Annotated in this window: 13 protein-coding genes and 1 pseudogene; 7 read left to right on the top strand and 7 right to left on the bottom strand. The window is 65.2% G+C overall.

Translation table 11 applies throughout. From position 1 onward, the window contains the following. The 7 genes from DBR12_RS23015 to hisA form a co-directional block, all read left to right on the top strand. The coding region (locus tag DBR12_RS23015; protein WP_233244614.1) for an aminotransferase class I/II-fold pyridoxal phosphate-dependent enzyme at nt 1-382 on the top strand (382 nt) is incomplete at its 5' end. 49 nt (nt 383-431) lie between these two features. Beyond that, nucleotides 432-656, top strand: a complete 225-nt coding sequence (locus DBR12_RS16540; protein ID WP_008905190.1) for a hypothetical protein — start codon at nt 432-434, stop codon at nt 654-656. A 14-nt stretch (nt 657-670) separates the two neighbouring features. Beyond that, complete coding sequence (locus tag DBR12_RS16535; protein WP_108618248.1) at nt 671-1,123, top strand: PIN domain-containing protein; 453 nt, start codon at nt 671-673, stop codon at nt 1,121-1,123. Further along, a complete protein-coding gene (hisC, locus tag DBR12_RS16530; RefSeq protein ID WP_108618247.1) occupies nt 1,120-2,238 on the top strand; it encodes a histidinol-phosphate transaminase in 1,119 nt (372 codons plus the stop codon). The genes DBR12_RS16535 and hisC overlap by 4 nt, the downstream gene beginning before the upstream one ends. Beyond that, nucleotides 2,235-2,873: an imidazoleglycerol-phosphate dehydratase HisB gene (gene hisB / locus DBR12_RS16525; protein ID WP_108618246.1), complete on the top strand. Its 639-nt coding sequence runs from the start codon at nt 2,235-2,237 to the stop codon at nt 2,871-2,873. The genes hisC and hisB overlap by 4 nt, the downstream gene beginning before the upstream one ends. Nucleotides 2,874-2,925: 52 nt before the next feature. Then, entirely contained in the window at nt 2,926-3,594 is a 669-nt protein-coding gene (gene hisH, locus DBR12_RS16520) for an imidazole glycerol phosphate synthase subunit HisH (protein ID WP_108618245.1), read from the top strand. A gap of 81 nt (nt 3,595-3,675) precedes the next feature. Beyond that, nucleotides 3,676-4,419 carry a 1-(5-phosphoribosyl)-5-[(5-phosphoribosylamino)methylideneamino]imidazole-4-carboxamide isomerase gene (gene hisA / locus DBR12_RS16515; protein WP_108618244.1) on the top strand — a complete coding sequence of 248 codons (744 nt, stop codon included), beginning with the start codon at nt 3,676-3,678 and terminating at the stop codon, nt 4,417-4,419. Between the two features lie 148 nt (nt 4,420-4,567). On the opposite strand, the gene DBR12_RS16510 is transcribed toward hisA, so the two are convergent. The 7 genes and pseudogenes from DBR12_RS16510 to DBR12_RS23010 all read right to left on the bottom strand — a co-directional run. Then, nucleotides 4,568-5,746: a spherulation-specific family 4 protein gene (locus tag DBR12_RS16510; RefSeq protein ID WP_233244611.1), complete on the bottom strand. Its 1,179-nt coding sequence runs from the start codon at nt 5,744-5,746 to the stop codon at nt 4,568-4,570. Between the two features lie 106 nt (nt 5,747-5,852). Further along, the gene (pelG, locus tag DBR12_RS16505) at nt 5,853-7,226 is read right to left on the bottom strand and encodes an exopolysaccharide Pel transporter PelG (RefSeq protein ID WP_108618243.1); all 1,374 of its coding nucleotides are present in this window, start codon (nt 7,224-7,226) and stop codon (nt 5,853-5,855) included. Then, nucleotides 7,226-8,761 (bottom strand): GT4 family glycosyltransferase PelF, encoded by a 1,536-nt coding sequence (pelF, locus tag DBR12_RS16500; protein ID WP_108618242.1) that lies wholly within the window; start codon nt 8,759-8,761, stop codon nt 7,226-7,228. Before pelF ends, pelG begins: the two co-directional genes overlap by 1 nt. Beyond that, on the bottom strand, nt 8,758-9,777 hold the full coding sequence (locus DBR12_RS16495; protein WP_108618241.1) for a lipopolysaccharide assembly protein LapB: 1,020 nt from the start codon (nt 9,775-9,777) through the stop codon (nt 8,758-8,760). The genes pelF and DBR12_RS16495 overlap by 4 nt, the downstream gene beginning before the upstream one ends. Next, complete coding sequence (locus DBR12_RS16490; RefSeq protein WP_108618311.1) at nt 9,770-11,155, bottom strand: PelD GGDEF domain-containing protein; 1,386 nt, start codon at nt 11,153-11,155, stop codon at nt 9,770-9,772. The genes DBR12_RS16495 and DBR12_RS16490 overlap by 8 nt, the downstream gene beginning before the upstream one ends. Nucleotides 11,156-11,203: 48 nt before the next feature. Then, the gene (locus tag DBR12_RS16485; RefSeq protein ID WP_108618310.1) at nt 11,204-11,749 is read right to left on the bottom strand and encodes a penicillin-binding protein activator LpoB; all 546 of its coding nucleotides are present in this window, start codon (nt 11,747-11,749) and stop codon (nt 11,204-11,206) included. Between the two features lie 29 nt (nt 11,750-11,778). Next, a pseudogene (locus DBR12_RS23010) lies at nt 11,779-13,062 on the bottom strand (hypothetical protein); the annotation flags it as partial.

Raw genomic sequence — 13,062 nt, 5'->3', positions numbered from 1 at the left:
CCTCATCACCCAGGCGGGGCATGCTGCTGCCATGCGCCAGCTGCGGGCGGCCGTGGCGGCACGCCTGGACGAGGTGCGCCACGTCATCGCCGCGCACTTCCCGCAGGGCACGCGCGTCAGCGACCCGCCCGGCGGCCTGCTGTTGTGGCTGGAGCTGCCGCGCGCGCTCGATGCGGTTCAGTTGCACGAGGCCTGCCTGGCCCGGCAGATCCTGATTGCGCCTGGCACTGTGTTCAGCGCCAGCGGGCGGTTTCGCAACTGCCTGCGCATTGGCGTGGGAGGGGACTGGACGCCAGCCCACCTGACGGCTCTTCGCACCGTGGGTGACATGGCTTGTCAGCTGCTGCAGAGCGGGACGCAGCGCAAGGCCGCGCCAACTTAGGTTGCAACACGAAATTCGTGTTGCACGAAGTTCGTGTAGTATTTGGCCCATGAAAAACATCACCGTGACCATGGATGACACCGTCGCCGAGTGGGTGCGTGTGGAAGCGGCCAGGCGCGGCAGCAGCGTGTCGCGCCTGCTTGGTGAATGGCTGGCCGAAAAAATGCGCCAGGAAGACGCCTACGCCCAGGCCATGCGCGAGGCACTGGGGTTTGAATCCTGGGGCGCGTCCAGCGGACCCTACGTGCCGCGTGAAACCCTGTTTTTGCGCTGAAGGGCTGCGAGGGTATGGCCACCGTCCCCATCTTTGTCGATACCGAAATTCTGCTCGCCAGCGTGGACGCCCGCGATGCCGGGCGCCACGCGCGGGCGCGTGAATGGATCAGCTTTTGCTGGCAGACACGCAGCGGTCGCATCAGCTCGCAAGTGCTCAACGAGCTGTACAACCAGGCCATCCAGCGGTTTGACGGCCCCCACGTGCTGCAGCAGGTGCGCGCCCAGGTGCGCCGCCTGCGCGTGTGGTTGCCGCCGCACCTGGACTCGTACACCGTGGACGGCGCCTGGGACCTGCAGGATCGCTACCGCCTGGGCTACTGGGATGCGCTCATCCTCTCGTCCGCCCACCAGCAGGGCTGCCGTTACCTGCTGACCGAGGCGTTGCCGCACAACGAGCCGATGGACGCTGTGCGGCCCATCAACCCCTTTCTTGTTGCACCTTCAGAACTGGACACTGCCGAATGACTACTCCATCGTCCCCCCTGCAAGCCCTTGCTCGCATCCGCCCCGACGTGCGCGCGATGCACTCCTATGTGGTGCAGCCGTCCACCGGCATGCTCAAGATGGACGCGATGGAGAACCCGTTCCGCCTGCCAGCGCATCTGCAGGCCGCGCTGGGCCAGCGCCTGGGTGCGCTGGCGCTCAACCGCTACCCCGGTGACCGCATTGCGCATCTGAAGGTGGCCTTGGCTCAGTACGCGGGTATGCCCGAGGGCTACGGCATCGTGCTGGGCAACGGGTCGGACGAACTCATCACCCTGCTGGCCCTGGCCTGCGCCCAGCCGGGCACGGGCCAGCGCGCCACCATGCTCGCGCCCATGCCGGGTTTTGTGATGTACCCGCTGTCTGCGCAGCTGCAGGGGCTGGATTTTGTGGGTGTGCCGCTCACGCCCGACTTTGAGCTGGATGAGCCCGCCATGCTGGCCGCCATTGCGCAGCACAACCCCGCCATCACCTACATCGCCTACCCCAACAACCCCACGGCCACGCTGTGGGACGAGGGTGCGGTGCAGCGCATCATCGACGCAGCCGGTGCGCAGGGCGGCATCGTGGTCATGGACGAGGCCTACCAGCCCTTTGCCAGCCGCACCTGGATCGACCGCATGCGCGCCGAGCCCGCCCGCAACGCCCATGTGCTGCTCATGCGTACGCTAAGCAAGTTTGGCCTGGCGGGCGTGCGCCTGGGCTACCTCATCGGGCCCTCGGCGTTCGTGAGCGAGATCGACAAGGTGCGCCCGCCCTACAACGTGAGCGTGCTCAACTGCGAAGCTGCCCTGTTTGCCCTGGAACATGCCGACGTGTTTGCCGCCCAGGCGGCCGAGATCCGTGCCGAGCGCACCACGCTCATCGCCGCCCTGCGCCAGATACCCGGCGTTGAAAAATGCTGGGACAGCGAGGCCAACATGGTGCTGATCCGTGTGGCGGATTCCGCCAAGGCCTACGAGGGCATGAAAAACCGCAAGGTGCTCGTCAAGAACGTTTCTACAATGCACCCCATGCTGGCCAACTGCCTGCGCCTCACGGTAGGCAATGCCGAAGACAACGCGCAGATGCTGGCCGCACTCCAAGCCTCCCTATGACTTCCTCCGCACTCGTCCCCTCTGCCCCATCGGCCGACCCGATGGCCGACCGCATCGCCGAGGTCAGCCGCACCACCGCCGAAACGCGCATCCGCGTGCGCATCAACCTCGACGGCACCGGCCAAGCCAAGCTCTCCACTGGCATTGGCTTCTTCGACCACATGCTCGACCAGATCGCTCGCCATGGGCTGATCGACCTCGACATCGACTGCGAGGGCGACCTGCACATCGACGGCCACCACACCGTGGAAGACGTGGGCATTACGCTAGGCCAGGCCTTTGCGCGCGCTGTGGGCGACAAGAAGGGCATCCGCCGCTACGGCCACGCCTACGTGCCGCTCGATGAGGCGCTGTCGCGCGTGGTGGTTGATTTTTCGGGCCGCCCCGGCCTGCACATGGATGTGAAGTTCACCGCCGGCAGCATCGGCCAGCTCGACACGCAACTGGTCTATGAGTTCTTCCAGGGCTTTGTGAACCACGCGGGCGTCACGCTGCACATCGACAACCTCAAGGGCTTCAATGCCCACCACCAGTGCGAGACCATGTTCAAGGCGTTCGGGCGCACGCTGCGCGCAGCGCTGGAGCGCGACCCGCGCTCGGTCGGTGTCATCCCGTCCACCAAGGGTTCTTTGTGATTTTTATGAACCAAATCGGGCCTCTGCGCCTGATGGGTAAGCGCTAGTAGCTATGAATATGGAAGCAAAAACAGTGGTGGTCGTGGACTACGGCATGGGCAACCTGCGCTCAGTGTCGCAGGCCGTGCAGGCCGCAGCCCAGGGCACGGGCTGGACAGTGCTGGTCACCCAACGCCCCGAAGACGTGCGCGCCGCAGCACGCGTGGTGCTGCCTGGCCAGGGCGCGATGCCCGACTGCATGCGCGAACTGCGCGAATCAGGCCTGCAGGAGTCGGTGCTCGAGGCCGCTGCCACCAAGCCCCTGTTTGGTGTTTGCGTGGGTATGCAAATGCTGCTGGATCACAGCGCTGAAGGCGACACCCCTGGCCTGGGCCTGATCCCCGGCGATGTGCTCAAGTTCGACCTTGTGGGCCGAACCCAGCCCGATGGCAGCCGCTTCAAGGTGCCACAGATGGGTTGGAACCAAGTGCGCCAGATGGAGCACTGGGGGGCTGTGCACCCCGTCTGGGCCGGTGTACCCGACAGCAGCTACTTCTACTTTGTGCACAGCTTCTACGCCGTTCCGCAAAGCCCCGCTCACTGCGCGGGGCAGGCTGACTACGGCGGTGTTTTCGCTGCGGCCATTGCACGCGATAATATTTTTGCGACGCAATTCCACCCGGAGAAAAGCGCGGAACATGGCCTGGCCCTGTACCGCAACTTTCTGCACTGGAATCCCTGATTCTTTTTCTCCACCCTTCCTCCTCAACCATCCCGTTCGGGCCGCGCCGAGATTTGGCCGATCACCGGAACCCCCACCACCATGCTGCTCATCCCCGCCATCGATCTCAAAGACGGCCACTGCGTACGCCTCAAGCAAGGCGATATGGACCAATCCACCACCTTTGGCGAAGACCCCGCCGCCATGGCGCGCAAGTGGGTGGATGCGGGCGCACGCCGCCTGCACCTGGTGGACCTCAATGGCGCCTTCGCGGGCGTGCCCAAGAACTACGGCGCCATCAAGTCCATCCTGAAAGAGGTGGGCGACGACATCCCTGTGCAGCTGGGCGGCGGCATCCGCGACCTGGACACCATTGAAAAATACATCGATGGCGGCCTGCGCTACGTGATCATTGGCACAGCGGCCGTGAAGAACCCGGGCTTTCTGAAGGACGCCTGCAGCGCCTTTGGCGGCCACATCATCGTGGGCCTGGACGCCAAGGATGGCAAGGTTGCCACCGACGGCTGGAGCAAGCTCACGGGCCACGAAGTGGTTGATTTGGCAAAGAAGTTCGAGGACTGGGGTGTTGAATCCATCATCTACACCGACATCGGCCGCGACGGCATGCTCTCGGGCATCAACATCGACGCTACGGTGAAGCTGGCCCAGGCGCTCTCCATCCCCGTAATCGCCTCTGGCGGCTTGTCAAACATGGCCGACATCGAGCAACTGTGCGCGGTGGAAGACGAAGGTGTGGAAGGTGTGATCTGCGGCCGCGCTATCTACAGTGGCGACCTGGACTTTGCAGCTGCGCAAGCGCGGGCCGACGAGTTGGCCGGCAGTTAAGAAAAGAACCTGTTGTTTGCGATCCATTGCGAGATCGTGAGTTAACAGGCGCTCAGTTCATCAGACCATCCATGGCCGCGCCGGTGGGGTTCTGATAGCTGCTGCAACAACTTGGATGCATAGAGGTACCCCCACTGAAGGGGGCCACTCAGCAGGTGGGCAGGGCTTGACCAACGTTCACGCTGCGCACGGTTTGCAGCATCGTGCTCCAGTAAGCTGGCATGCCGTCCCAGGGGTTGCCGGTGTCGGTAGCGAAGTCGTATTCCAGGCTGGTGGCGAAGAAAACGCCCGTGTTGTAGCGGGCTGATGCGGCCGACAGCACTGCCTTCTGCATGGCTGCGCAGTTGGCCACGTTGTGCACCAGGGCGGCCTGCGTACTGTTGGCGCGGGTGTAGAGCCAGTCGGTATCGGTAGTGCGTGGGTCGTAGGCCTCGAACTGCGAGCCCTTGCCCTCGAACACCGTCAACACGTCGGCTACGGCAGCATAGCCCGCCACAGGCGCCATGCCGGGGTTACCGATCACGCGCAGATTGGTGTCCTTGGCCTTGATGTACTGGTAAATCTCGCGGTAGACGTTCAACTTGTTGGCGGTAGCCGCCATCTCATCCAGGAAGATGCCCTCAATCAGGCTGCTGCCGTAGAGGTTGAAGTAGGCGTCGATGTTCTTCTTGATTTCGGCCACGGAGCGGTCGCCATAGCCTGTGTAGACGTAGCCCAGTAGCCCACCACCAGCTGCCTTGAACTGCGTGGCGACGGTGCGCAAATTGCTGTCCACCCGCGTGAAGACGCCGTCGGAGGGATTAAAGATGGCCGTCACCTTCACGCCGGGATTAGCCGCCGTTCCGGTGGTCAATGTATTCCAGGCGGTGGTTCCCGCTCCTTCGGGGTAGAAGTAGGCTGGCACCAGCACTTCCATGGCTGTGGGCGAAGGGCGCAGGTAGACCGTGCGCACCGCCGTGGCGGACTGGCCCGAAACCGTGGCCGAGGCCTGCAGTTGCTGGCGCCCCGTCGCACCGGTCAGTGTGGCTGTGGCCACGCCGCCCTTGGTGCTGCCCAAGGCCGCTGCGCCGGAGCCGACTGCGAACTGCACAGTCGTGCCGTCGGCCGCGTCCGCGCCGTTGACGGTTACGCGTGCAGCCAGCGCCAGCTGGGTGCTGGCGGTGTACACGTCTTCCGCCGCCGGCGTAGTGAACTGCACCGTAACGGTGCCGCCTGCGGCGGGCGTGTCGGAACTGCCGCCGCAGGCGGCCAGCAAGCCGCCAGCTAGACTGAGCAGTCCCAGGCGAAGGGAGGTGCGGGCAAAGCGGGTGGGGCGGATCTTGGGCATGGTCTTCTGCGGTGAAAGAAGAGGGGTGGCAGAGCGAGCGAAGGCCAGGAGTATGCGCGCGCCGTGTAAAGGTTTGGTGAAGCTGCAGCCCGTCCCCCACCCGCAATCACTGCAGCATGAAGGTCTTGTATTCGAGCCGGTTGAGTTCGCGAGACAGCAGCAGCAGCCCCGTGCACAGGGTGACCAGTGTGGCCAGTGCGAACCCGTAGCCGTACAGCGCCGCACCCGCCCAGAGAGTGAAGCCAGTGAGCACCACGTTGAGCAGCACGAACTGCAGGCACAGCAGTAGCACGATGCGGCGCTGGTCCAGGTAGAAGAACACGTTCAAAATGGCCATCAGCCCCACCTGTAGGCCCGCACCCACCACCTGCACGTGCAGTAGCGGTAGGTACAGCCGGGAGATACCCAGGGCTGACAAGATGGTCGGGCCTGCGACGAAGGTGATGAGCACGGCCAGAGTCTGGATCTTTCCGATCTCGGACAGGCCCTGCTGGATGGAGTACACCATCTCATCGCGCATGGATTCGATGTATTCCAGCGAGCCGCCGCTGCGCACAGCGTCGTAGAAGCGGTCATAGAACTCGACGAAGTCGGTCTCGATGCGCACCAGAAACACTGCCATACCGGGGATGATGGACAGGTATGCCAAGAACACCGGCAGGTCGTAGATCAGCGAGGCGCGCAGCCCGCCGATGATCTCCTGCGAGGTGGGTGGAAAGTACCAGAACATGAACTTGTCGGCCCACACGCCTAAGTTATAGAGCAGTCCAATGATCATCAGTGAGGGGTAGCTCAGCTCGCGCCGCGCGAAGTCGAAGGCGAACAGTCGGCCTTCGGGGTTGAACTCGCGTACCACCAGCACCCACATGCCCGCCAGCAGCACGTAGTTGCCGGCCACGAAACCCGCTAGCAGCCCTTCCAGGCCCCAGGGTCGTAGCAGCAGCGAGACGATCACGATCAGCAGGTACGACAGGCCGAACAGCGCGACGATGGTGCGGTAGCGCTTCATGCCGGACAGCAGGATGGTGAGCACCCATACGCCACACATGATGACGAAACCCGCCAGCATGAGTAGACGGTAGGCCAGGCCCTCGCCCGGCAGCACAAGAAAGAGTGACGCAGTGCCGAGCGCTGCCGAGACCAGCAGCACCAGCAGTAGCAAGCCGTGCAGGTTGGGCAGGATCAGGTCGCGCCGCTTCTCGAACAGTCGGTCCGACACGAAGCGCGTGAACGCGAGCTGTACCAGCCCCGTGAGGATCAGGCTGCCCGCGACCAGGTAGGTTACCGAGGTCTGGAACTGCGTGACCAGGAACGAGGGCACCACCACGCTGGCGCTGAAGATACCCACCAGCAGGATGCCGACGATGGAGAACACCCACGGGCCGGAGCCGATCACGCCGGCATAGGCATACGCCTGCACCAGGCTGAGCAGGGTGTTCTTGCGCAACATGCGCCGCAGCTCGAACCCTATGCCAGCCATCAGCGCACCTCCTGACCGCTGCGGGCGAAGGCGCCTTCATAGACACGGCGGTAGCGGTCGAACATCATGGTGTCTGTGTAGTAGCGCTCCACGCGTGCCACTGCTGCCGCGCTGGCGGCATTCCAGGTGGCGGTGTCCTTGAGCAGTTCCAGCGAGGCGTCGGCCAAGCGCTGCGGGTCGGCGATGGGCACCACGCGGCCGGACGAACCCAGGGCGCGGTCATCGTCATTGAGCCCGTCCACCAACTGGCGGCAAGAGCCTACGTCGGTGGTCACCACCGGCACGCCAGCGGCATAGCCCTCCAGCACCACCAGTGGCAGCGCCTCGCTGATCGACGATAGCACCACCAAGCCGATGCGCGGCATCAGGTCCTCCACCTTCTGAAAGCCCAGAAAGCGCACATGCTTCTGCAGCCCCAAGCTGTTGACCAAGTTCTCGCACTCCTGGGCATAGGCAGGGTCCTCGTCGGCTGGCCCGGCAATCCAGCCCTCGGACTCGGGCAACTGGTTGACCACGCGGCGCATGGCGCGGATGAAGGTCTTGATATCCTTAATCGGCACCACGCGGCCGATCAGGCACAGCACCGGCGGCGGATCGGTCGGGCGCTGCTCGCGCAGCGGGGCGAAACGCGCCAACTGGATGCCGTTGGGAATATTGAAGGTGCGCTTGGGCTCGGCACCGTCGGCGATCTGGCGCAGGCGGTTGGCCTCATACAAGGCAATGATCGGATCGGCAGCCGCATAGCAGTACTGGCCCAGCCACTCAAAGAACTGAATCCACATCTGCCGGAAGTGCGACAGTTCGGTCGGGTCGCGCTGAAAAACGTTGCGGTTGTCGCGGATCCACTCGCTCTTAAACAGGTCGATCTTGCGTTCCTTTGTGTAGATTCCGTGCTCCGACAGGATCAGCGGCGTGCCGCGCAGCTGGTGCACCAATCCGCCCAGGAAGCCCGCGTAGCCCGTGGAAGCGCAGTGCGTCACACGCACCGGGATCATCTTTTGCGCCACCCTTGCCAGCATCCACAGGGGCTGGTACATGATGCGCACCGTCCAGAAAAAATCGACGAAGGACGGGTCGGTGCAGTGGCGTCGGTAGCTGTCGCAGATCAGTTCCCAGGCACGCTCGCTGTACAGGAAGTCCTCGAGCTGGAGCTTGCCGCCGGGCTGCATTTCTCGCGTGATCTGTTGCAGCAGCGTCAGGGTCTGCTGGGTCGTGGGCTCGGTGACGGGGGGGCGCATCAGCGCCTGCACCATCTCAAATGCCTCGCGGTTGCCTGCACGACGTGCAGGTTGTCCGTGGGCGTGCAGCTCGCCGTACAGGAAGTGCTCCTCGAAGTGCACCACGTTGGGTGGCAGTGTGTAGCGGAACTGGCCATAGTCCTCGCGTCGGCTGCCTAGAAACACGATGGCAAACCGGTACTCGGGATAGGCGCGGATGATCTGGTTGATCCAGCTGGAAACGCCGCCGCTCACATAGGGAAAGGTGCCTTCCAGCAACAGCGCCACGTCGGCTTCCTGGGCCTTGGGGTGGGTCATCGGGTGCCGCTCCAGTAGTCGATCACCGGGCGTAGCCGGGGCAGGGCGTCCCACTGGTTCAGTTCATGCACTAGTTCCTGGGCGCTTGCGAAATCGCGCCGCTGGAAGGCCAGCTCTGCCTGGTAGGGCAGCAGCCGTGTGGCGGGCATGCCCAGGGCACGAGCGCGCTCATAGGTTTCGGCGGCTGCGCCCAGGTGGCCCTGCTCGTGCAGCAGACGGCCGCGCCGCAGTGTCAGTTGGGGGTGATCGGGGGTGTGCTGCAGCACCATGCCGCAGTAGCGCAGCGATTCGTTGATGGCGTACTCGCGCAGGTCTCCCTGCACCAGTTGCTGGTAGATGAGTTCCCAGTACAGGTCCGACAGGCGGTGGAGGGCTTCTAGCGCCTGGGGGCTGGACATGCCGACACCCTCGACGTTCTGGGCGGCGCGCAGGGTCTGCAGTTCGGCGTCGATGGCGCGGTTGACGCGCTTCTCCAGCGTGTCCAGCATGCCGTAGGCCAACAGACGCAGGTCTTCGCTGGGGTCGCTGAGCACGGTGCGCAGCAGGGGCGAGGCCACGCGGCCGGAAACGAACTGCAGCGCCACCATGGCGCTCATACGTGCCTGGGCTGGTGCCTGCGCGTTGCCCAGGAAGGAGCGCAGGCCGGCCTGCCGGAAGCTGCCCTGCATGCGCTGGTGCAGGTCGAACTCGGGCAACTGCAGAGACTGGAAGTCGTCTGCCGTGACAGGCGTGCGGTAGATGCGCAGCACCACCACGGCCAGGACGATACCAATGAACCCCGCGATGGGCACGGCAAAGCTGAATGCTGCCATCAGAGCCAGCGCGGCCCGGCGCGGCCGTGCGCGCTCCGAGGTGAGCAGCGGCAGCAGTGCGAGCGCCAGCAGTGTGCTGGCGGTGGCGTGGGCGATCAGGTAGGTGGCCAGGCCGGCATCCGAGTGCCCTTCCAGCAGCGTGGGCGCGCTCCACGCGCCGAGTTCCAGCAATAGGGCGCTCAGGCCAAGTTTGAAGCTAATCATGGCTTTGCGCCAGGCGGGGGATGCGCGCCAGGGCCTCGATGGGGGAGCGGCCGTCCAGTGCGATCACGTGGGGGAACACGCCAGACGCTGACAGTGGCTGTCCACTGCGCTGCTGCGACCAGTGCTCGATGCGGTTGATGTAGCCCTCGGCCGTGGCCTGGTCGCCCAGCGGCATCAGCAGGGCCAGCACCTGGCGTTCGGCTCCGACGCACAGCCAGCTCTCGTCGAGCTCGCGCTTGAGGCGCAGGATCTGTTGCGGCAGGTCGCGTTCGATGGCGCGTGGCAGGAATTCCATCGCCACCATCACGCTGCCCACCAGGGTGGTCTGGCAGACATGCGAGAGCCGTTGCGCCTCGAAGGCAAAGTCGGGGGGGCATTCGGGCAACGCCTGCACCACGGGCTGCGATAGGGCCTGCGTGGCCAGGCCGTCGGTGTAGTAGCCTAGTAGCAGGTTGATGGTCTGCAGGTTCTCCTCCTGCAGTGAGAAGAACGGCATCTCGTCTACCACCAGCATTCCGTAGATGGTGCCGCCCAGGTCCAGCAAGGGGGCGGCCACCAGGTACTGGCTGTGGGGCTGGTTGGCCAGGGTCTGGCTGATGTGGCAGAGCTTGCGGGTTTCCAGTGCCTGCTCTAACAGGGCGTCGTGGCGACGCAGTTCCGGCATTTTGCCGATGGCTGCCAACGGCGCCGTGTCCAGGTGCTCGTCCCTGACGGCGTACAGCGCGGCCGATTCAAGCTGGCAGTACTGGGACAGCAGGCGCAGCAGCACGGCGCTTCCCTCAGGCGAGCCGCTGGTGCCGCGCAGTGCCGAGAGCGCGTCCCGCATGGACATGGGGCGTCCGATCAGTTCCTGTTCAAGCCGATCGTGCGACAGGCGTAGCAGGTAGTACTGTCGCACCAGGTGTTCCAGCCGCTGGTCCAGGTAGACCTGCATGATCTCGGCCCGCCGCGTGCGTGACTGCCACAGGCTGGAGAACTCGCCCACCAGCATCACCAGGATGAGGCCGCCGAGGAAGTAGATCTGCGGAAAGCGGTCGTAGTGGTCAAGGTTGAGTCCCAGCCAGCCCAGCAGCAGCAGGCAGGCGCCGCCAAGGCCGGCCAGCGGCCCGTAGCGCAGCGCTGCGAGCACGGGTGCCAGCCAGGGCCAGGGAAAGGCCGCATCGGTCCACAGCGGGTCTTCGGGGCTGGCCACCAGGCCCAGGGCGAGCGCCAGCAGCGACAACAGGACCGTCTCGCCCACTATCACGCCGGGCCGTGCGCCGGTGGCTGCCAGCTTGCCGAGCAGCACCAGGGGGCCGTGAGAGCGTTGCTGCGGGCGCTTGGCGGCGCCAGCAAGTATGCGGCGCCGGGGCGAGGTCGAGGTTTCTTCGCTGGACATGGTCAATGGCAACGGCGCGGTGGGATGCGGGATGGGAATCGGCCGGGATCAGCGTGCCGAGGACAGGCCGGTGCTCAGCAGGTCGCGGATCAGCTTCTGGCCCACTGCAGACAGTGCCTCGCGGCTCCATCCGCTCTTGCCGCCCGTGCCCGTCCAGAGCGTGTCGCCGGTGGAGACATCGACGATGCGCAGCGTCACGCCAGCCGCGGGTTCGCCGTCCACGCCGACCTTGTAGCGCCACTCGTCCACAGCGCCGGTCAGGGCGTAGCGCACCTGTTGCTCGCGCGCCCATACCAGGGCTTCCTGCTGGCGCTTGATGTCGCCGGCGTCGAACAGGGCTTCCTGCTGGGTGGTGGCGTTGTAGCGCAGCACACGGCCGACACCATGCGCATGCAGCAGCGCTTCGGCAATGGCTTCGGCACGGTTGCCCGCCAGTGGCGTCTCCGTGTGATTGGCAAACGGCAGCACGACCCAGGTGGACTTGGGCTCCAGGGCTGGCGAGCGGCCGCGGTCGGTGGTGGTGCAGGCGGTGAGCAGCAGGGCCGCTGCAGCGATGGCGCCGTAGCGGTGCAGGAGTGTGGAGAAAGAGCGCATGGTGGGTCCTTGGGTGACGCGGGAATTCATCAGAAGTGAAGGCGGTAAGAAATCTGTACTTCGCGCGAAGGGCCGTCGGTGCGCAGGCCCGACTTTTCCAGGCCCCAGCTCATGGTCAGGTGGTCGGGGCCCAGTACGTTGCCGGCCACTCCCAGGCGCAGGCCGTAGCCCGTGCCGTACTGGCTGTGCCGGGTCAGGCTCACGGCGGCGAAGGGGCGCAGCTTGCGCGTGTATTCCTGCTCCTGGCGCATGTTGGTCGCAATCTGCAAGCCGTAGTAGCTGAAGCCGTGGGGCAGGAAGTAGTCGGGGCCGGGGCCATCGGCGGCTGGCGGCAGGAAGCGGCGGTAGCCCTCGTCACGCTCACTCAGCAAGGTGAGGTCGCTGCGCCGGAAGGCGTGGTGCGACCAGAACGCGCTGAAGTCCAGCTGTGGTGCGTCCTGGCGGTAGCTGTGGGTGTAGTAGAGCGAGCTGTGTCGGCCCTTGCCCAGCAGGCCGCCGGTCTGCAGCTGGTAGCGCTCTCCCCAGAGCGTAACGATGATGGAGTCCTGCCGCGTGGGTTGGTAGCGCAGGGCCACGCTGGCGCGGTCCTTCATCCCGGCCACGCGCAGGGCCAGGCTCTCCTGGCTAGGCAGGTCCAGGCCCAGGGACATGCGCAGTAACAGGCGGTTGTCGATGCGCTGCTCGTGTTCCAGTTCCACGGGCGTATAGGTATCGAAGCTGCGGCGACGGCCAGCCGTCAGCTTGGTCTCGCTGCCGGGCTGGCGCCACGACAGCCGCGCCTGCATGGCGGTTTCGTTCGGTGCGTCAACAATGGCCTCGGGGCTAGTGGAGCGGCGCAGGATGCGACCATGTTCCAGGTCCAGCGATAGGCGCGGGTTGATGGCGATGTGCACCGCGTCGCCCAGCTCGTGCTCGCGCAGGCCGCCCAGGCGGCGGTGGCGGATGGTGCCACTGGCATGGTCGCTGAAGGCCAGTAGACTTTCAGTGAGCTGTAGGTGCAGGGGCTGGTCATCGTTCTGGTGCTCCAGCCCCTCGAAGGCCGCAGTCTGGGCCAGGCGCATGTCGTCCACGGCACGCGCCGCGTTCACGCGGTCGTAACGCGGCAGGCGTTCGTCAAAGGTTTCCAGTAGTTGCCCGGAGGAGGCCTTGTCGTCTTCGGCCAGGGCCACGGTTATGTCGGCCCACAGCGGACGGTTGGAGCGCAGGCTCTGGCTACGCGCGTACTGGTGCCACAGGAAGCCGCGCTCGGCGGTGTACTCCCCCGCGTCCTGGAGCCAGCCGATGGCGGCTTCCGCCGCAGCGTTGGACAAGCT

The organism is Acidovorax sp. HMWF029 (assembly GCF_003060895.1).
Lineage (GTDB): Bacteria > Pseudomonadota > Gammaproteobacteria > Burkholderiales > Burkholderiaceae_C > Acidovorax.
The sequence above is the reverse complement of the archived record's forward strand: the minus strand, read 5'-3'. Positions and strand labels throughout refer to the sequence as shown.

Coding starts and splice junctions, on each gene's coding strand:
- DBR12_RS16540 (WP_008905190.1), top strand. CDS start 432: ATGAAAAACATCACCGTGACCATGGATGACACCGTCGCCGAGTGGGTG.
- hisH (WP_108618245.1), top strand. CDS start 2,926: ATGAATATGGAAGCAAAAACAGTGGTGGTCGTGGACTACGGCATGGGC.
- pelF (WP_108618242.1), bottom strand. CDS start 8,761: ATGACCCACCCCAAGGCCCAGGAAGCCGACGTGGCGCTGTTGCTGGAA.
- DBR12_RS16495 (WP_108618241.1), bottom strand. CDS start 9,777: ATGATTAGCTTCAAACTTGGCCTGAGCGCCCTATTGCTGGAACTCGGC.
- DBR12_RS16510 (WP_233244611.1), bottom strand. CDS start 5,746: ATGCCCAAGATCCGCCCCACCCGCTTTGCCCGCACCTCCCTTCGCCTG.
- hisA (WP_108618244.1), top strand. CDS start 3,676: ATGCTGCTCATCCCCGCCATCGATCTCAAAGACGGCCACTGCGTACGC.
- pelG (WP_108618243.1), bottom strand. CDS start 7,226: ATGGCTGGCATAGGGTTCGAGCTGCGGCGCATGTTGCGCAAGAACACC.
- DBR12_RS16535 (WP_108618248.1), top strand. CDS start 671: ATGGCCACCGTCCCCATCTTTGTCGATACCGAAATTCTGCTCGCCAGC.
- hisB (WP_108618246.1), top strand. CDS start 2,235: ATGACTTCCTCCGCACTCGTCCCCTCTGCCCCATCGGCCGACCCGATG.
- DBR12_RS16485 (WP_108618310.1), bottom strand. CDS start 11,749: ATGCGCTCTTTCTCCACACTCCTGCACCGCTACGGCGCCATCGCTGCA.
- hisC (WP_108618247.1), top strand. CDS start 1,120: ATGACTACTCCATCGTCCCCCCTGCAAGCCCTTGCTCGCATCCGCCCC.
- DBR12_RS16490 (WP_108618311.1), bottom strand. CDS start 11,155: ATGTCCAGCGAAGAAACCTCGACCTCGCCCCGGCGCCGCATACTTGCT.